This is a genomic window from Nonomuraea sp. NPDC049419 (genome assembly GCF_040676995.1).
GTDB lineage: Bacteria > Actinomycetota > Actinomycetes > Streptosporangiales > Streptosporangiaceae > Nonomuraea > Nonomuraea salmonea.
In genome coordinates this window covers 786,627-804,618 of sequence record NZ_JBFAQB010000002.1, presented here as the reverse complement: position 1 = coordinate 804,618, position 17,992 = coordinate 786,627, and the positions used below count along the sequence as shown (strand labels likewise).

Annotated in this window: 16 protein-coding genes; 7 read left to right on the top strand and 9 right to left on the bottom strand. The window is 72.1% G+C overall.

The features are described 5' to 3' along the window. The first annotated feature begins 227 nt into the window (after nucleotides 1-227). Both AB0K12_RS08960 and AB0K12_RS08955 read left to right on the top strand, forming a co-directional pair. Nucleotides 228-749, top strand: coding sequence for a nuclear transport factor 2 family protein (locus AB0K12_RS08960; protein WP_364557133.1), 522 nt, complete (start codon nucleotides 228-230; stop codon nucleotides 747-749). A gap of 723 nt (nucleotides 750-1,472) precedes the next feature. Further along, nucleotides 1,473-2,144, top strand: coding sequence for a hypothetical protein (locus AB0K12_RS08955; protein ID WP_364557130.1), 672 nt, complete (start codon nucleotides 1,473-1,475; stop codon nucleotides 2,142-2,144). 3 nt (nucleotides 2,145-2,147) lie between these two features. Here the strand turns inward: AB0K12_RS08955 and AB0K12_RS08950 are convergent, their stop codons facing one another. Next, on the bottom strand, nucleotides 2,148-2,807 hold the full coding sequence (locus AB0K12_RS08950) for an FCD domain-containing protein (protein WP_364557127.1): 660 nt from the start codon (nucleotides 2,805-2,807) through the stop codon (nucleotides 2,148-2,150). A gap of 61 nt (nucleotides 2,808-2,868) precedes the next feature. Continuing rightward, nucleotides 2,869-3,912 carry an ADP-ribosylglycohydrolase family protein gene (locus AB0K12_RS08945; protein WP_364557124.1) on the bottom strand — a complete coding sequence of 348 codons (1,044 nt, stop codon included), beginning with the start codon at nucleotides 3,910-3,912 and terminating at the stop codon, nucleotides 2,869-2,871. Between the two features lie 71 nt (nucleotides 3,913-3,983). Here AB0K12_RS08945 and AB0K12_RS08940 point away from each other — a divergent pair, with 71 nt between their 5' ends. Next, on the top strand, nucleotides 3,984-5,906 hold the full coding sequence (locus AB0K12_RS08940) for a Xaa-Pro dipeptidyl-peptidase (RefSeq protein WP_364557121.1): 1,923 nt from the start codon (nucleotides 3,984-3,986) through the stop codon (nucleotides 5,904-5,906). 34 nt (nucleotides 5,907-5,940) lie between these two features. Here AB0K12_RS08940 and AB0K12_RS08935 read toward each other — a convergent pair whose 3' ends face one another. From AB0K12_RS08935 to AB0K12_RS08915, 5 genes are all read right to left on the bottom strand, one after another. After that, complete coding sequence (locus AB0K12_RS08935; RefSeq protein ID WP_364557119.1) at nucleotides 5,941-7,911, bottom strand: hypothetical protein; 1,971 nt, start codon at nucleotides 7,909-7,911, stop codon at nucleotides 5,941-5,943. A 60-nt stretch (nucleotides 7,912-7,971) separates the two neighbouring features. Beyond that, entirely contained in the window at nucleotides 7,972-9,189 is a 1,218-nt protein-coding gene (locus AB0K12_RS08930) for an FAD-dependent monooxygenase (RefSeq protein ID WP_364557116.1), read from the bottom strand. After that, on the bottom strand, nucleotides 9,186-9,932 hold the full coding sequence (locus AB0K12_RS08925) for a hypothetical protein (protein ID WP_355413268.1): 747 nt from the start codon (nucleotides 9,930-9,932) through the stop codon (nucleotides 9,186-9,188). The genes AB0K12_RS08930 and AB0K12_RS08925 overlap by 4 nt, the downstream gene beginning before the upstream one ends. Before the next feature lie 58 nt (nucleotides 9,933-9,990). Next, nucleotides 9,991-10,203, bottom strand: a complete 213-nt coding sequence (locus tag AB0K12_RS08920) for a hypothetical protein (RefSeq protein ID WP_364557112.1) — start codon at nucleotides 10,201-10,203, stop codon at nucleotides 9,991-9,993. 775 nt (nucleotides 10,204-10,978) lie between these two features. Then, the gene (locus AB0K12_RS08915; RefSeq protein WP_345387553.1) at nucleotides 10,979-11,716 is read right to left on the bottom strand and encodes a hypothetical protein; all 738 of its coding nucleotides are present in this window, start codon (nucleotides 11,714-11,716) and stop codon (nucleotides 10,979-10,981) included. Between the two features lie 224 nt (nucleotides 11,717-11,940). Between AB0K12_RS08915 and AB0K12_RS08910 the strand changes: the two genes are divergently transcribed. Next, nucleotides 11,941-13,185, top strand: a complete 1,245-nt coding sequence (locus tag AB0K12_RS08910; RefSeq protein ID WP_364557110.1) for a Scr1 family TA system antitoxin-like transcriptional regulator — start codon at nucleotides 11,941-11,943, stop codon at nucleotides 13,183-13,185. Between the two features lie 195 nt (nucleotides 13,186-13,380). Beyond that, nucleotides 13,381-14,208: an SAM-dependent methyltransferase gene (locus AB0K12_RS08905; protein ID WP_364557107.1), complete on the top strand. Its 828-nt coding sequence runs from the start codon at nucleotides 13,381-13,383 to the stop codon at nucleotides 14,206-14,208. A gap of 64 nt (nucleotides 14,209-14,272) precedes the next feature. On the opposite strand, the gene AB0K12_RS08900 is transcribed toward AB0K12_RS08905, so the two are convergent. After that, a complete protein-coding gene (locus AB0K12_RS08900; protein WP_364557104.1) occupies nucleotides 14,273-15,091 on the bottom strand; it encodes a DUF4253 domain-containing protein in 819 nt (272 codons plus the stop codon). 110 nt (nucleotides 15,092-15,201) lie between these two features. Here AB0K12_RS08900 and AB0K12_RS08895 point away from each other — a divergent pair, with 110 nt between their 5' ends. Next, nucleotides 15,202-15,780, top strand: a complete 579-nt coding sequence (locus AB0K12_RS08895) for an HAD-IA family hydrolase (protein ID WP_364557101.1) — start codon at nucleotides 15,202-15,204, stop codon at nucleotides 15,778-15,780. 186 nt (nucleotides 15,781-15,966) lie between these two features. On the opposite strand, the gene AB0K12_RS08890 is transcribed toward AB0K12_RS08895, so the two are convergent. Then, nucleotides 15,967-16,992: a TIGR03118 family protein gene (locus AB0K12_RS08890; protein ID WP_364557099.1), complete on the bottom strand. Its 1,026-nt coding sequence runs from the start codon at nucleotides 16,990-16,992 to the stop codon at nucleotides 15,967-15,969. A gap of 219 nt (nucleotides 16,993-17,211) precedes the next feature. On the opposite strand from AB0K12_RS08890, the gene ppgK reads away from it, so the two are divergent. Then, nucleotides 17,212-17,943, top strand: coding sequence for a polyphosphate--glucose phosphotransferase (gene ppgK, locus AB0K12_RS08885; protein WP_364557096.1), 732 nt, complete (start codon nucleotides 17,212-17,214; stop codon nucleotides 17,941-17,943). The last annotated feature ends 49 nt before the right edge of the window (nucleotides 17,944-17,992 follow it).

The window sequence follows — 17,992 nt, the reverse complement described above, 5'->3', positions numbered from 1 at the left end:
TCGCGCTGGGGGAGGGGGTCGGCGTTCGCCATGATTCGCGGCACTGTAGGCACGCTATCGGCGCTCTCCGGGCCGCTGGTATCAGGACGGCAACGATCGAACCTCTGACGCGTCTCTCCCTGATCCGTTAACCGTTACCGTCCGGACCACCCCGACCAGGTAAAGGCGTCGTGCGGAGTGCCTAAACCCCGCATTCGCCACTCATCGGCGGGGGCATCAAAGCGGCCATGAGCAAGATTTCTCAGCGCAGGGCACTCCTGCTGGCCGCGATCGTCCCCGCCCTCCTGGTTGCGGGCTGCTCCGGCAACACCCAGGCCATGAAGGGGGCGGCGAGCCCCACCGACATGGACTCCATGGCGCCCGACACCTCACCCGACGACTCGCCCGAGGCGTCACCGGGCGGCGGCCAGGCGGAGACCGCCGTCCAGGGCTTCTTCGACGCGCTCAAGTCGGGCGACGTGGACCAGGTCACCGACACCTTCGCCGACGACGCGGTGGTCCTGCTCGCCGGGCAGCCCACCGCCGAGGGCGGCGAAGCCATCAAGTCGCTGTTCCAGAAGCAGCTCCAGGGCGGCAACGGCATGAAGCAGGCCACCCACACCATCGACGAGACCCGCACCGCCGGCCCCGACGACGCCATCGTCAGGGCGACCAGCAAGCAGGGCAACGACAACATGCGTGAGCTGTTCGTGCTCACGAAGGAAGGCGAGGAGTGGAAGATCTCGCAGTTCATGAACAACAAGGGCTGACGAGGCCGGTGACGCCCTGACGGGTTTTCCGAGGGCGGGGGAGGCGGCGGGTCGCAGGCGACCGGCCGCCGACCGGACCCGCCCCTCGGGGAGCGGTTGAGCGGCCCGCCCCTGCTGGCGCGACGAGCGCCGGAAGTATGCACTTTTCGAGCCAATGATGTGGAGTATCGCCGGGGACGCGGGGGCTGATGCGGCGCTGGACCACCAGCGCGGGGTAGACCGCGAAAGCACCCCGCGTCCACGCGTCGGCCTGCTGATCCCCCGGTCGATCCCCCGGTCGATCCCCACGGTCGATCCCCACGGTCGATCCCCACGGTCGATCCCCACGGTCGATCCCCACGGTCGATCCCCACGGTCGATCCCCACGGTGGACCAGGAGGGGCATCGGGAGCCGGAGCGGCCATGATCTGGGTCCGGAAGACGATCGTCGGGCGCTGGGCGGGGTGATCAGGGTTGAAGAAAGTCGAATTCTCGCCCTCGCCCTCTTGAATTCCGTTGTGCGTGCCCTTGTCAGGAAATGTCGCCCGCTGATTACGCGGCCTCCAGAACCTCCGGCACTCCTGCGGTGTATGCACACCGGAGGTGGCTTTCATGCGAAAGACGATGGTCGCGTTGGCGGCCCTGGCACTTGCGGCGGCCCCGGTCCTCGCGCCGGTGCCGGTGTCGGCGTCCCAGACGGCATCCCGGACGGGGGCCCAAGCGGGGGCCCGTGGGGGATGGGCGGTGACGTACCTGGATCCGGTGCCGGGGCGGTTCGAGGCCGGGCACACGTACACGGTGGGGTTCTGGGTGTTGCAGCACGGCACCCATCCGTTCGAGGGCGTGCTCGACCGTGTCGGGCTGCGGCTCACCCGGGCGGACGGCCGCAGCGTGACGTTCGAGGCCACGCCGCTGCCCGAGGCGGCACACTACGCGACGTCCCTGGCGGTCCCGCGCGGGGAGTGGAAGGTGGAGGCGCTGCAGGGCTGGTTCCCGACGTACGAGGTGGGCGTCCTGAAGATCCCTGGAGACATGCGCGTCGCGCCCGTGCCCGCCGAGATGGTGGGAGGCCAGCGTACGGAGGAGCGCTGGGGCGCGATCCGGCCCCCGAAGGTCGTCCCCGGCGAAGTCCCCACCTTCGTCCCCGCCTCTCCCGACCAACTGGCGACGGCGCCCAAGCCAGGAGCGGCGACCTCGCAAGAGACAGTGCCCACGAACGGAACAGCGAACGGAACAGCGGCCGGAACCGGCGGCGAGGCGGCTGGGACAGGTGGCGACGTGGTCAAGGCCGGCGCTCAGAGCGCGGCCACCAGCGCCGGGATCCCCGCCTACACCCTGCTGCTCGCCGCCGCCGGAGGTGCGGCACTCGCGGCGGCGGCGCTGTGGGTGACGGCCCGCCGCCGGTCGCGTCGCTGAGGGTCAGAGGTCGCGTTCCTGCTTGTCGAGGAGGGCGATGGCAACGGCGACCGCTTCGGTGGCGTCGCGGTTCTCGATGGCCTTGAGCAGCTCGGCGTGCCAGGGGTCAGGGTCGAGGGCCGCCTGTTCCTGATCTCTGACGCTGTCGCGCAGGGCCGCGCTCATGCTGCGGTAGAGGTCGCCGAGGAGGGCGTTGTGTGCTGCATCAGCGACGCTCAGGTGGAAGGCCACGTCGGCGTCGGCGAAGCCGTCGAGGTCGCCCGCCTGGGCGGCGGCGTCGCGGCGGGCCAGGGCGGCGCGCATCGCGGCCAGGTCGTCGTCGGTGCGCCGGCCCGCCGCCAGCCGGGCGGCGACGAGGTCGAGGCCGCGGCGTACGTCGATGATGTCCATGGCGGCCGCCGTGTCGAGCCGGCGGCGCAGCGCGACCTCGGACTCGTCGGTGGCGGTGACGTACGTGCCGTCGCCCTGCCGGGTGTGCAGCAGCCCCGCGTGGGCCAGGACGCGTACGGCCTCGCGTACGGACAGCCGGCTCATGCCGAGGCTCTCCGCGAGGCGGCTCTCCGACGGGATCTTGGTGCCGACCGGCCACACCCCTTCGGCGATCTCCCGGCGGAGCTCGGCGATGGCGGCGTCCACGAGCGAGGTCCGAGCGACGTTACGCATCCACCTTCTCCTCAACGGCTGACGCCCACCACCCTAGATGCTGCGGGGCGGGGGCGGACGATCACCCCGGGGCGGCGGCGAGTTCGGCGGCCAGCCGTTCGATCGTCTCGCGGCCCTCCAGCGGACGCAGCCAGGCGGCGGGCAGGGCGTCCGTGCCGTACAGGGCGCCGACGAGGTTGCCGCACACCGAGCCGGTCGAGTCGCTGTCGCCCGAGTGGTTGACCGACAGCAGCAGGGCGCGGTCCACCTCGGGCTCGGCGAGGGCGCAGTAGACGCCGATGGCGAGCGCCTCCTCGGCCACCCACGCGCCGCCGAGCGACTCGATCGCCTCAGGGCTGGGCTGTCCCTTCGCGGCCAGCTCCAGGGCGGCGTGGAGGGCGGCCGTGGTCTCCTCGTGGCCGGGGTAGGTGGCGAGGAGGGCGAGGGTGCGGCGTACCGCGGGCTCCAGAGCCTCGCTCGCCATGAGCTGCGCGATGATCGCCGCGAACGCCCCGGCGGCGAGGTACCCGGTCGGGTGCCCGTGCGTGATCTGCGCGCACACCGCCGACAGCTCGAACGCCTCCCGCACCGCCCGCTCCCCGCTGTCGGCAGGCGCCTGATGGGCGAGGGCGGCGAGGAGGCCGAAGGGGGCGGAGCGCATCACGGTGCCGCAGCCCTTGGAGTCGGGGTTCACCGGGCCGGGCTCGCCCCACGCGGCCGGGCCTGGGAAGGGCCGGTGCAGGCCGGACAGGCAGGCGTTGCCGGGGGCGCGCCGCGAGTACAGCCAGCCCTCCTCGCGCAGCCGTCCCGTGTGGTGCGGCAGGCTCGCCGGGGGCGGCGCCTTGTGGTCCTGCGTGTCCAGCCACCGCAGATAGGCCGCCCGTACGGCCTCCACACCCGCAGAGCCACCGTCGGTCAGAAGTCCCTCGACGGTGAAGAGGGTCATCTGGGTGTCGTCGGTGATCAGGCCGGCCTTACCGCGCCAATCCGTGACGTAGTCGCTGACGCCCTCTTCCCCGTACGCCCTGCGGATCTCCCGCAGCGACTGGAACTCGATCGGCGCCCCCAGCGCGTCACCGATCGCGCCGCCCAGCAGACAGCCCAGCACCCGATCCAGAACATTCATAGTCGGATCTTGCCACCTCTCAGGCCGTCTGAGACGGTGGCGTTTGTTGTCAAATGTCCCGGAGGTCACGCGTGTCACAATTACGCCCAGCCCTCTTCGCCGTCGCCCTCACCCTCGCGATCGCGACTCCGGCCCAGGCCGCCGCCGGCCCGGCCCTCACCGTCAAGAACGGCCGGACGCAGCCGGTCTTCTCGTACGCGGCCGCCGTCCGCGAGCACGTGTACGTCGAATCCACCGTCGACAGCGACCTCGACGGCGCCCTCGACAAGGTCAGGGTGGACATCATCCGGCCCAAGGAGTCCGGCCCGGGGTTCAAGGTCCCGGTGATCATCGATGAGAGCCCGTACTACGACAACTCGGGCCGCGGCAACGAAGGCGAGCGGAAGGTCTACGACGCCGCCGGAAATGTCGTGAAATTCCCGCTCTTCTACGACAACTACTTCGTCCCCCGCGGCTACGCCGTCCTCAACGTCGACATGCTCGGCACCACCAAGTCCGACGGCTGCCCCGACATCGGCGGCAAGGCCGACGTGCTGGGCGGCAAGGCCGTCATCGACTGGCTGAACGGCCGCGCCAAGGCTTTCTGGGCGGACGGCAGCCCCGCCGTGGCCGACTGGACGACCGGCAAGGCCGCCATGATCGGCAAGTCGTACGACGGCACCCTCGCCAACGCCGTCGCCGCGACCGGCGTGGACGGCCTGAAGACCATCGTGCCGATCTCGGCGATCAGCTCCTGGTACAAGTACCAGCGCTCGAACGGCGTGATCTACAACTACGACTACGCGTCCTGGCTGGCCAACTACGTCGACACGGACCCGGAGGACAAGTGCCGCCAGGTCCGCGACAAGATGGACGCCGAGGACGGCGACGACACGGGGAACCACAACACGTTCTGGGCCGAGCGCGACTACATCAAGGGCCTGCTCGGCGACGTCTCCAAGGTCAAGGCGAGCGTTTTCGTCATCCACACGGTCAACGACCTCAACGTCAAGCCCGACAACTTCTCCGTCTGGTGGAAGGCGCTGGCCGACAGGAACGTGCCGCGCAAGATCTGGGTCGGCCAGACCCAGCACGTGGACCCGTTCGACTTCGAGGGCCGCAGGGACCTCTGGGTGGACACGCTGCACCGCTGGTTCGACCACTGGCTGCACGGCGTGCGCAACGGGATCACGAACGAGCCCCGCGCGGACGTCGAGGTGGCCCCGGCGAAGTGGATCACCCAGCGCGACTGGCCGGCGCCGTACGCGCTCAAGGTGCCGCTGCGCCCGTCGGCCGACGGCACGCTCGGGCTCAAGCCCGCCAAGCGCAACAGCACCGCCTCCTTCACCGACGTCCGCATGAGCGAGAACGACATGGTGGCCGACGTGGGCACGGCGAAGCCCGGCCGGGTCGCGTTCACCACGGGCCCGCTCCCGCTGAGCCTGCGCCTGTCCGGCACACCCACCGCCGACCTGCGGGTCAAGCTGGACAAGCCGACCGCCAACCTGACCGCGCTCCTGGTGGACTTCGGCACCGACACCCGCGTCGACTGGCGGACCGGCCAGGGCATCACCACGCTCACCGAGGAGTCCTGCCACGGCGAGAGCACCGCTGACGACGACGCCTGCTACCGCAAGGTCGTCACGAACGTGGCCACCCGCCCGCTGGAGATCGTCGCCCGCGGCTGGATCGACGTGCAGAACCGCGACTCGCTCAGCCAGGCGAAGCCGCTGACCCCCGGCACCTACGGCACGGTCAAGTGGCTGACGCTGCCGCAGGACTACACGTTCAGGAAGGGCCACCGCATCGGCCTGATCGTGGCAGGCACCGACGGCACCTACACCGGTGAGCAGGGCACCGGCGCGAACGTCACCCTCGACCTGACCAAGAGCAGCGTCAGCGTGCCGTTCGTGCTCGGGACGCCGCTCGCCGACGTGCCGAAGGACGCCACCACGTTCCGCGGCCCCGAGAAGCTGGACCTGCCGGAGCCCGAGCCCGGGTTCCACTTCTTCTAAGAAGTCCCTGGTAGGGGGCCCGATCCCGGGCCTCCTACCCGCAGCTCGCGTCGGGGGAGGGCGTCCAGGTCACGTTCATGGTGAGCGTGCCGCTCGCGGTGGTGGTGCCGCCGGTGCGCTCGCCGTCGCCCTTCGCGGTGCCCGCCCACTTGACGGTGATCTTCCCGCGCCGTACGGCCGGTGCGGGGTCGCAGCTCTCCAGCCGGTCGGCGACGCGGAAGCGGGTGCCCGACACGGCGACGCCGGCGGTGCCGGCCGCGGAGACGACCTGGCAGCGGCCGGTGCACGCCAGCGCGAACGACCCGGTGCGCCGCTCGCCCAGCCACGCCGACGACGGCGACAGCCTGGCCACCGGCGCGGCCGGCTTCGGCAGCGCGCTCTTCCTCGGCACCGCCGTCAACCCGGACCCGGCGCTCTCCTCAGCCCCGCCTCCCGAAGCCTCCCGCCCGGACGCCTCCCGCCCGGACGCCTCCCGCCCGGACGCCTCCCGCCCGGACGCCTCGCGCCCGGCGGCGTCAGAACCGGCCGCCTCGCGTGCCGGCTCATCGGGCTGGGCGCTGCTCTGCGGCCCGCTCTTGGCCTCGTTCCCTGCTCCGGCCTGGGCGCCCGTCCGGGCCTCGGGGTCGGCGCTGGACTGGGCGGCGGCCTTGGTGAGGGCCGGGGCGCCGGCCTGGCCGTTCATGATGGCCCAGATCAGCCCCGCCGCCAGCAGCCCCACACCGAGGATCAGCGCCAGCCTGGCGACGGCCCTGATCGGGGTGCCCTGATCGGGATCGTCGTCGGGCGGCTCCCGCCAGTACTCCTGCCACTGCCCGCCGTCCCCGCCCCCGGGCGGCTGGACGAAGTTCGACACCGTGATCCCGCCGTACCGGATGACCGGGGCGTCGTGGGGCACGCCGTTGCTCTCGCCCTTGAGCGCGGTGCGGTAGACGAGCTTGTCGCCGCCCACGCCGCCGCGGAAGGCCCTGGTACGGCTCGGCGGCGTGAACGGATGCCGCCCCCGCACGGCCGGCGCCGCGATGGGCTCCTCGGCGGCCTCTTCCGGCGCCTCGGTGTCGTACTCCGCGTACGTGGGAGCCGCCAGCGGCATGGACATCGGCCGCGGAAGGGACTCCAGCGGCAGCCGCGCCGCGGGAATGGTCGGGGGCTCCTGGTCGGAGGCGGCCGCGCCCGCCTCCGACCAGGGCTTTCCCGTGGTCGCCGTCGTGGGGCCGGCGACCGGGGCGGACGGCATGGCGTCGGCGGCCGGTGGAGCCTGCGACGAGGAGGTCTCCACCAGCGTGCGGGCCTGCACAGGAAAGCCGTCGGCCCGCCAGAGTGGCCCCTCGCCGGGCAACGGCTGCGCCGACGCCAGCCGGTTGGGAAGTGTGCCGGGCAGTGTGGCGATGGGCAGCCGGCGCAGCAGCGCCGCCGCCGTCATCGTCCTGGGCGCGGCCCGGCAGGTCGCGCACGCTTGGATGTGCCGGCCGATCCTGGCCCTGGCCCGGCGGCCCGGCGCGGCGACCCACGCCTCCATCCGGGCGGTCAGGTCGGGGCAGCCGTCGGGGGAGCGGGCCGCGACGATCGCGGCGAACCACTCCTCCAGGCCGGACGCGGCCCTGGTGACGATGGCGTGCACCTCGGCCGCGGGCAGCTCGAAGATCGCGGCCAGCTCGGGGTCGGACAGGCCGTGACGTACGGACAGGTCGAGCAGCTCCCGCTGGGGCCGCTCCAGGGACAGCAGGGCCTCGGGCAGCAGCTCCGACATGCGGCCTGGCCGCGACCACGAGCCGATGCTGGCCGGCTGGGCGACGAACGCCCGGTGCGCGCGGGCCACCGCGTACAGCCAGGGGCGGCGCAGGGCCGGGTCCACCACGCGGTCCGCGTACAGGTGCGCCGTCATCGCGGCGCCGGCCACGGCCTGCTCGGCGTCGCCGGCGGCGAGCTCGGTGCGGCAGTAGTCGTAGAGCCGGGCTCCGTGCTTGTCGCACAGGTCACGAATGGCCTGGCGCGCGTCGTCTGACAAGGTTCGCCACATCCGGTGTCACCTCCTCCATTCGGTACGCGGTCGGGTGGTGTTCAAGCGTCAGGCCCTCCCCACGGCCTTCCGCACGGGCACCTGGTTCGGCACCTGGTTCGGCACCTGGTTCGGCACCGGGTCGAGCAGCGACGCCTGCGCCAGGTAGGCGCGGGTGGCGTCGGGGTCTCCTGCGATGGCGCGTAACCCGGCCATGGCCGCGGCGAGCCGGGCACTGTCACGTTCCCGTACGCCCGCGGGACGCGTCTCGCCGCGCGGGATCACCCGGTGCATCAGCACCGAGCGCCGCCGCCAGGCCCACGCCTCCAGCGCGGCGGCCGGGGCGTACCCGCCGATCACCGCCGCGATGACCTGGGCGGCCTCGGCGGCGTCGTGGATGCCGGCGTTCATGTTCAGCCCGCCGATGGTCGAGGTCAGGTGCGCCGCGTCGCCCACGAACAGCACCCGCCCGCACCGGTACGAGGTCAGCACCCCCCGGTTCAGCCCGAACCGGTCGCCCCCCGTGACCCTGATGGGCTCGGTGGCGCCCGGCAGGGACCGGCGGACCAGCAGCGACAGGTTCGACGGCGACAGCGGCTCGTACGCCTCGCAGGGGATCTTGAAGATGATCCGCCAGTGGTCGGGCAGCTTGAGCAGGGTGCACGACTGCTGCACGTCCCGTACGTACGTCAGCGGCGCCAGGCTCGGCAGCAGCCGGTCCAGCGGCGCCTCGGTGAAGACCCGCAGCGCCTGGGCCGGGCAGGCGGCCCGGGGGAACGGCAGCCCCAGCGCCCCGCGCACGCTGCTGTCGGCGCCGTCGGCGGCGATCATGTACCGGGCCCGCGTCCAGGTGTGGCCGACGCGGACCCGGACGCCCGTGCCGCCCTCGGCGACGCCGTCCACCTGCGCGCCGAAGCGTACGTCCACGTCGGGGTAGACGTTGAGCGCCTCCAGCAGCAGCGGCGTCAGCGCGCTCTGGTCGGCGTGGATCCTGAAGGGATGCTTGGTCAGGCCGTCCAGGCGGTTCATGCCCATCTCGGCCAGCACGAGCCCCGACCTGTCGCGCCACTGCACCCGGTCGACCACCCGGCCGCCGGCGACCAGCCTCGCGGCCACGCCGAGGTCGTCGAGCAGGTCGAGGGTGGCGGGGTGAAAGGTGCAGGCCCGGGGCTGCCGGGGCAGCTCGCTCTCGCGCTCCAGCACGGTGACCGGGATCCCGGCCCTGGCCAGAGAGAGCGCCGCGGTCAGGCCGGCCGGCCCGGCTCCGGCGACGATGACGCCGTTCATGCGCGGCCTCCCGTGTGCGCCACCCTCCGCGCGGCCGTCCTGCGGTGGGGGAGCGGGCTGAGCGTCACCTGACGGCCGAACGCCCTGGACAGCGCCCACCAGGCCAGGCAGAGGTTCGTGGTGAGCAGCCGCCGGTCGTTGCCGGTGGTCAGCGGCCCGAGCACGGGCAACGTCGGCAAACCGGTGCCGGTGAACAGCAGCGCCGCGTCATCGGGCGGCTCGGCCGACTCGACTTGGGAGATCAGCTCCTCGGGGGTGACCGCGTACGAGGAGTAGCCGTCGCCCGCGCGGATCTGCACGACCTGCGTGACGGTGACGCCGGCCGTCTTCCAGAACCGCTCGGCGAGGTCGGTCACCCACGGCTCGTACGGCGAGACCAGCACGATGTCGCTCACGCCGAGATGGTCGAGCGCCTCGTGGGTGGCCAGCGTCGCCGAGGCGATCGGCAGCTTGGTCGCCGTGGTCAGCTCCGTGCACTGCCGGCGGTCCTCGTCGGGGCCCAGCAGGTAGCGCGGCTCTGTGCAGGCCATGACCAGCGCGTCCAGCCGCAGGCCGCCGAAGGCGCGCGCCATGGCGGGCAGCGCGGCGTTGTAGCTCTCCAGGCGGTCGGTCAGCGAGGGACGCGGACAGATGGGGAGGCGGGCGACGTACATGTCGGCACGCGAGCCGAACAGCCGGGTGAGTTCCGGCTCGGCGGAGGGGTTCTCCGGCGCGACGATCACGCCGACCCTGCCGCGGCTCATAGCGTGCCCCGGACGGTGCGCATGGTCTTCCTCCTGTGCGGGAAGGCGAGAGAAAGGGTCACGAGGCGCGGTGCCGGAGCGCCTGGTCGATCTCGGTGATGGCGTCGACGGACACCTGACGGATGCGGCGCAGCCGGTGCACGGTGCGCGCCGTCGCCTGCGGGGGCGGAGCCGGCCTGTCCTCGTCGCCGTAGGGTGGCGGCGGGCCGGGCCTCACGCCTCGCGGGTGCATTTCATGGGGTTGTGACCTGCGCGTTTCGTCGGTGAGCATGATCGCTCCTGATCTATAGCGGGTGTCCTGAACGGTTGCGGGCTGAGTCGGGGGCCTCCGCGCGGGCGCGGCGCGTGGCCGCGTACCGGGAGGAGGGCCGCGCGTCGTGCGGCGAGGAGCCGGCGGGCGATCGCCGGCCCCTCTTCCGCCGCGCGCTGAGATCGACGTCCGGTCTCATGTCCCGACGCCACGGCGACCCGCACCAGCGCCGTGGCGGCGAGCAGAACGGCGGCCGGCGGAACGGTCACGGGCGCACGCCCGGGCACCGCTGCCCGCCGGGACGGCCGGTCGATCGGCTCAGTGGCGCCCGCCCTGCCGATCGACCCGCCGAAGCCGTGTTGGAACACGTTGAGCCGACCCCAGGCGCTACCCCTCGAGTTGGCCAGCACGCCAGCCGCTACCGCGCTGGCCAACAGCACCGAACCGACTGAGTCGGGCACGTGCCGCACGGTGCCGGGGGGGCGGGGAAGCGCCGGGGCCAGCGCTTTGCGCGCTGCCACCGTTCCCGCACTGAAGGCGGACGGGCCGGGCAGGCCGTGCGCGGCCCGCCACCTCCCGCCGCCGGATGGCAGCGCCGGCATTCCGGCGCCTGCGCTCACGCGCGTCGGCGCGGTGCCCGGAGGCACGCGTCCGGTGGACCGCTCGCCGGCGAACGGCGCGAGCGAGACGGGGGACTGCGTCGCGGCTCCGATGCAGGGATCGGGCCGTCCTCCCCGCGGTCCTGGCCCTGGCGCGGCCGTGATGACCGCGGTCGCGCCCTGGCGGCTGGTGTTCGTCATCGGGCCGTCACCGCACTCTCGGCCACGTTCGGGACGCTGACGCAGACCATGCGCTCCGTCAGCCCGGCACGCTGTGCCGCCGATCGGGGCCCGGCCGTCCGCGTCCGTGCCGGTCCCGCACCACCGGCGACCGTACGCGCGACCTTCGAGGCCAGGACGAGGTGCTCACCGCAGCGCCTGGCCACCTTGGCCTCCAGGCCGGCCACCTGGGCCAGCCTGAGCCGCATGGGCTCCAGCGACGACCGGCGTTCGAGCCCTTCGAGGTCGGCCAGCCGGGCCGGCCAGCGCAGCGCGTCGGCGCAGCGAGCCTCGACCTCGGCGGGCACGTCCGCCATCGGGAACCCGTCGTGACACAGCCGGGTGGCGAGCATGACGGCGGTGAACGCCGTCTGGTCGAAGTCGGCCAGCCGTCCCTTGAGGGCCGCGCCCAGCATCCTGACGCGGTGGCTCAGGCAGACCGCACTCCACCCGAGCAACAGCAGCCGTTCCGGTCCCGTCTCCGTGTGCCAGCCGGCCAGCCGCAGCTCGCGGGCCATCCGGTGGTAGAAGCGCCAGCGGTGACGGGGGCTTTCCAGCCAGACCTGGAGACCGCCCAGCGGCAGGCCGGCGACCTGGACGTCGTCGCCCGCCTCTGGCCCGGTCACGCGGGCACAGATGCGGCGCACCGCCTCTTCCTGCCCGGCGGAGACCGGATCGTCCATGAACCGGGAACCGTCCCGATGCTCCATGGTCATGTCCGGCCACCTCCTTGCCCGGGGAATCTCTCCAGAACCCGTAGGCTGTTAAGCCACAGTTACCACGCGCTTCCGATAGTCCGCTTTCGAGGGGGACTATGTCAACTGGCAGTTTGCGAATAAGTTGATACCTCATCGCGGGGCAGAGCTTGCCCGCATGGCAGGGGACACCGGGCCCCGCGTCCCTTACGCTGGAAAAGTTCACGGGCGGTAGGAGGTGTGCCGTGGCGAACTTCGCCGAACGGCTCGATCTCGCGCTGACCAAGCGCGGTTTCACCGGCGCGCAGGTCGCCTCCGCCCTGACGGAGGCGGGCATCCCCATCACGCGCGCCTACGTCAGCCAGTTGCGCACGGGCAAGCAGACCAACCCGACGCTCCAGGTGCTGCGGGCGCTGGCCTCGTGCCTTCAGGTGAGCGTGGGCTGGCTGGTCGGCGACGACTACCTCGAGTCAGGGTCGGTCGAGGACCTCCAGCTGCGCGCCGCCACCATCGGCCTGTCCGCCTCAGGGCTGTCGGAGAGCTCGCTGGCCGTGCTGCGCGGCGTGGTCGAGATGGCGCGCAAGGCCGAGGGGCTGCCCGACGAGCCCGAGCCCAGCTCCGAGATCCCCGAGGCGGTCGCGCCGCTGAGCGGGCCGCAGCGCAGGGCGCTCGGCAAGCGGCTGCACGGCCTGCGCGTCTCGGCGGGGCTCTCCGTCGAGCAGGTCGAGACCGCGATCGGCAAGGGCGCCGCGGCGATCCCCGCCATCGAGGAGGGCCGCATCGCGCCAGCCCCCATCACGGTCGAGCGCCTGCTGACCGTCTACGGCGTCTCGTCGCCGCCCATCCGCGAATACGTGCTGAGCCTGGCCAGGGGCGAACGCGCGGCCGCCTGGTACGACGCCCAGTCGGTGCCCGTCTGGCTGGCCACCGGCTACGCGCTCGAACAGCGCGCCACCGTGATCCGCAGCTACCACCCCCAGTTCGTGCCGCCGCTGCTGCAGACCGAGGAGTACGCCAGGGCCGCGCTCACCGTCGCGGGCCCCGCCACCCTCGGCCAGCAGACGGTCGACGAGGCGCTCGCCCTCGTCATGGCCCGCCAGGAGGCGCTGCCCCGCGACAACGGCCTGGTGCTGTGGGCCGTGATCGACGAGAGCGTGCTGACCCGCTCGATCGTCGGGCAGCACGTCCAGCTCCGCCAGCTCGAGGTGCTCCTTGAGCACGCCAAGCGGCCCAACGTCTCGCTGCACGTGGTGCCGACGGACGACCCCGTCTACGTCCCGCGCACCGGCCCGTTCACGATCTGGCGCTTCGCCGAGGCGTTCGAGCCCGACGTCGCCTGCGTCCACGGCATCGAGTCCGACCGGCTGACCGGCGACGCGGCCGAGGTGGAGGTCTACCACCAGGCGTTCACCAAGCTGTCGGTGACGACCACCACCCGCGAAGAGACCTTCGAGGTGCTCAACCACCATCGCGAAAGGCTTTCGCGTTAGTTCGGGAAATGAGCCCCTTCCCGCCCGCGAGATCATTTATGCCGGCGAGTGGTTAGTGACATATACCCAAAACTAATGGCTTTTCCGGTTGTCTTTCCCCGTGTGGCGAGGATCATATGGTCTGGGTCATCGAGTGGGGTCCGAAAGGATCATCTTTTCCCGAGATTGTGGGCGAGGGGAAAGGGGCAACACTCAATGCGTCAGCGTGCCATCCGAAATCTGGCGAAGCTGGAGCTGGCCCAAGCGAGAGTCACCCGGATTCTCGACGCGGCCGCAGGTGGGAAGAACCACTTCACGGCCGATCGGGACGCCGTGCGGCGCTACGACCTGGCCGCCCCCGTCACCACGACGGCCGCCCGTGCCGTGCTGCGGTTCTTGTGCCGGGTGGTCCGTCACCTGGCCGTACGCGGTGTGGACCAGTTCGTGATCGTCGGCAGCGGGGTGCCCAGCGGGCTGCCCCCCGGCCGGCAGCTGCACGACGTCGCGCGCAAGGCGCTGCTCGACTCGGTGCCGCGCGTGGTCTATGTCGAGAACGATCCGATGGTGCTGGCCGGCGCGCGGGCCACCATCGAGCCCGTCACCGATCTCGTCCGCGTCGTCGAAGGCGACCTGCGCGAGATCGACGAGGTGCTCGACGACCGCGTCCTGCAGACGTTCCTCGATTGGGACCGGCCCATGGCCGTGTTACTGCTGTCGGCTTACAGCCTCAACGACGACGAATACTTCCATTACGTGATCAAACGCATTCGGCAGGTGGTACCCGAGCGGAGTTATCTGTCGCTGGTGCAGACCACGTTCGACGCCATTCCCCCCGAGTTGCTGCCGGCCATTCACGACCTGCTGGCGATGACGCTGCCGGGGCACGCCGTACGCACCAGGGAGGAGGTCAAGGCGCTGCTCGAAGGGCTCGTACTGGTCGAGCCGGGGCTGGTGTGGGTCCCGGACTGGCGGCCCGACGGCTCCGACGACGCCTGCGATCCCGGCGCGTCCGGCACGTACGGGGTCGTGGCGCGCGTCCCCTGACGCGGACGACGGGGCCGGGACGGCACGGAAACCGGCCCCCGCGCGTCAGGGGCGCCTTGAGCGCTCAGTCCCACCAGAACGACCAGGCGTGCCCGCCGATGATCTGCTCGGCGTACCCCTGCAGATCGCCAGGACCCTGCACCACGTTGTCCGGGCAGAACGTCCAGTGCTCGGCCGCCACGTGCAGCGCGTGCTCAGGATCGACCGGCGGCGCCGCGACGCTCAGGTCGAGCGTGTTGAACCCGACGCTCACCACCCGCGCCCCGAAGCGGTCCTCCCAGCTGCGCACCACCGCCGCCATCGGCACCATCCACTCGTTGTGGTGCAGCGCCCCCTGCCAGCCCATGACGGCCAGCGCGTCCGCGCCGCGGCCCGCGGCGACCAGGCCGAGCGGCATCCCCTTCGCCGCCAGCTCGCCCGCCAGCCACGCCGCCACCGCCTCGGGATCGGCCCGCAGCACGCCGGGCGGGGCCGGACCAGGACAGATCGCGCCGTACGGCTCCAGCTCTCCGAGCGCGTCCGCCGGCATCTGCGCCACCCACTCCTCCCACACCTCCGCCATGAACCCCTCGGCGGTGAAGTGGTCGATCTGACGGGGATCGTCCGGCACGACCTGCCCGACCGCCCACGGCTGCGCCGACTCGTCCAGGAGCAGCGGCCATAACCCGCTGTGCGGGTGCCACTCGCGCAGCAGCGCCCAGTCGGCGCCGCTCGCCTGCTCGTCGCTCATCCAGAACGCCGGTCGCGGTGCCTCCCCCTGCCCGGTGTAGCCGGGATCCGGCCATACGACGTCGCCGGGAGGCAGCGCCACGGGCAGCCTCCTCCCCTTGCCGCCGTCGGCGAACAGCTGGCACAGCTCGCGTGGCAGCCGGTGATCGCTCATGCCCTACCGTTCCGATACCGAATCCTGTCTCGGAGATGGTAGTGCCGCGGGTCCCCTCAGCACCTGTGGCAGGGGGACGGGCTTGCGCGCACCGGGCAGAACGGTGGGCTGTGATCCCCTACGACGCGGTTCTCACCGACTTCGACGGCGTGCTCCGCCACTTCGACCACGCCGCCCAGGCCGAGATCGAGGCCCGCTACGGGCTGCCGCTCAGGAAGACGGCCTTCGACCCCGAGCTGATCATGCCGGCCACGCTCGGCGAGCGCACCGAGGCCGAGTGGGCCGAGTCGGTCGCCGTGGCGCTCGGGGGAGACGAGCGGGCCAGGCGGGCGGTGGCCGAGTTCGTGGAGATCAAATTCTGGGTGGACGAGCAGGTCAGGGAGCTGCTGGCCCGGGTGCAGGAGCACGTGCCGGTAATCATCGTGACCAACGCCATGGACACCTTGGAGTCGCATCTCGACCTGCTGGGTCTCACGTACTTCGCCGACGCCGTGGTCAGCAGCGCCAGGGTCGGCGTGGCCAAGCCGCACCGGCGCATCTACGAGATCGCCGCCGAGCTGGCCGGGGCGGCGCCTGAGCGCTGCCTGTTCGTGGACGACCGGCCGCAGAACGTCGAGGCCGCGGTGTCGCTCGGCATGACCGGCGTCCACTACCGCACCCTCGCCGACCTGACCGCCGCCCTCACCTGACCGCCCTCACCTGACCGCTCTCACCTGACCGGCCGCGCGCTGGTCCCGAGATCGAGGGGTGGAGCGGGCGTCTCCGGCGCGGCTCGCGCCGGCCGCGCCGGAGACCCCCGACCGCCGCCCCCTCGCCCATGTGGGCGAGCTGCGCTCCTCGCCGGGCTGGAGGGGACGGCGGCGGCTGAGCGCCGGTCAGTACCCGCCGTAGGGATTCTGGGAGGGGGGCCGGGTCGCTGGGGCGCTCGTCTTCTGGCCCGACGGCTTCGGCGCCGCGGCCGCCCCGTTCGAGCTGACCTTCGTGCCCTTCGGCGCGATCACGCCGATCAGGCCGTGCTTGGTGCCGTCGATGCCGGCGGAAAACCACAGGGCCTTCTCGCCGCCGGTGGCGGCGGTGCCCGGCTCAAGGTCCCAGAGCCCGGGCAGCACGATCTGCCTGCCACCGGAGTCACGCAGGGCGCCGAGGTGCCGGCCCCGCTTGTACGCGTGCACCGTGCCGTCACCGAAGTTGCCGACCAGCAGCGAGCCCGCGTACTCGCGGCCCCAGCCCTTGGGCGCGGCGGTCAGTCCCCAGGGGGCGTTGAGCCCGACCCGGGAGATGCGCCCGGTCAGCCGCCCGTTGGCGTCGAACCGGCTGACGAACCCCTTGCCGTTGCCGAAGACCGGCTTGCCGGTCGCCGGGTCACGCAGGGCGTAGGCGACCCAGATGTTGCCGTTGGCCACCGCCACGTTGTAGGCGTTGTAGCCCTTCGGCAGCGCCGGGTCCCTGAACTGCCAGCGCGCCAGCTTGATGCGCCGGAAGTCCTGGTCGAAGGCGTGGATGCGCCCACCGGCGAAGTCGGCCGCCAGCAGGAACGCCTCGTCCTCGGTCTGGACGAGCTCCAGCCCCTTGTAGTCGGCGCCGCGGGTGAAGGCCGCGATGATCGCGTTGGCCGGGTCGACCTCCGCGTTCCAGCCGCTGATGGCGCCGCTCGGGCTGGAGAAGATGAACGCGGCCGGCTTGCCCTTGACGGTGAAGCCCTGGCCGGGGTTGAACACCTGCCCGGTCGGGGCTCCGCCCGGGATCGCCACCTCCGTCTTCTCCTTCTTGCCCGTGCCGGAGTAGACGGTGGCGGTGCCGGTGCCGGTGTTCGAGACCCACAGAGTCTTTCCCATGGCCAGGCCCCACGGGTTGACGACCTTGGGGTCGGTGACAGGGGCTTTGCCCTTGACGTCCGACACAAGGTTGATGACGTCGAAACGCGTCCTGGTGGTGGCGTGTGCGGGAGTGGTGAGAGTCGCTCCCAGAACGACCGCAACAGCGCAGAGTGTGATGATGCGTGGCCGCATCCGGTGCCTCCTAATGAGCGCTTGTGACGCGAGATACGTATGCGGGCGGGACGCGGGTTCAGCCGGACCGGAAAGAGAGTTCGTCGGCGTCGTAGCGGGGAGAGGAAGAGCATGGACGTCTTGGGCATCGACATCGGCGGCTCCGGCATCAAGGGCGCGCCGGTCGACACGGAGTCAGGAGAGCTGCTGCGGGAGCGGCTGCGCATCCCCACGCCGGAGCCGTCGGGCCCGGACGCGGTCGCGGGCGTGGTGGCTCAGCTGCGCGACCATTTCGGGTGGAACGGTCCGGTAGGAGTCACCTTTCCCGGTGTCGTCGTGGACGGCGTGGTGCGCTCGGCGGCCAACGTCGACCGCTCGTGGATCGGCGTGGACGCGGGCCGGCTGTTCGGCGGGGCGACCGTGCTCAACGACGCCGACGCGGCCGGCCTCGCCGAGATGCGCTTCGGCGCCGCCCGCGGGCACCAGGGGACGGTGCTGGTGCTCACCTTCGGCACCGGCATCGGCAGCGCCCTGTTCGCCGGCGGGGTGCTGGTGCCCAACACCGAGCTGGGGCACCTGGAGCTGCACGGCAAGGACGCCGAGCACCGCGCCGCCGCCCGGGTGCGCGAGGAGCACGACCTCAGCTGGGAGAAGTGGGCCGAGCGGGTGGAGGAGTACCTGCGGCACGTCGAGATGCTGTTCTCGCCGTCGCTGATCGTCCTTGGCGGGGGAGTGAGCAAGAAGGCGCAGAAGTTCCTGCCGCACGTACGGCTCGACACGCCGATCGTGCCGGCCGGCCTGCAGAACCAGGCCGGCATCGTCGGCGCCGCCCACGCCGCCGCCGACGCCGCCTCCCACGCGTAGCCCGCGCCGCTCCTGCCTGTCTCCTGCCGGGCTGCCTGGCCCGGGGACG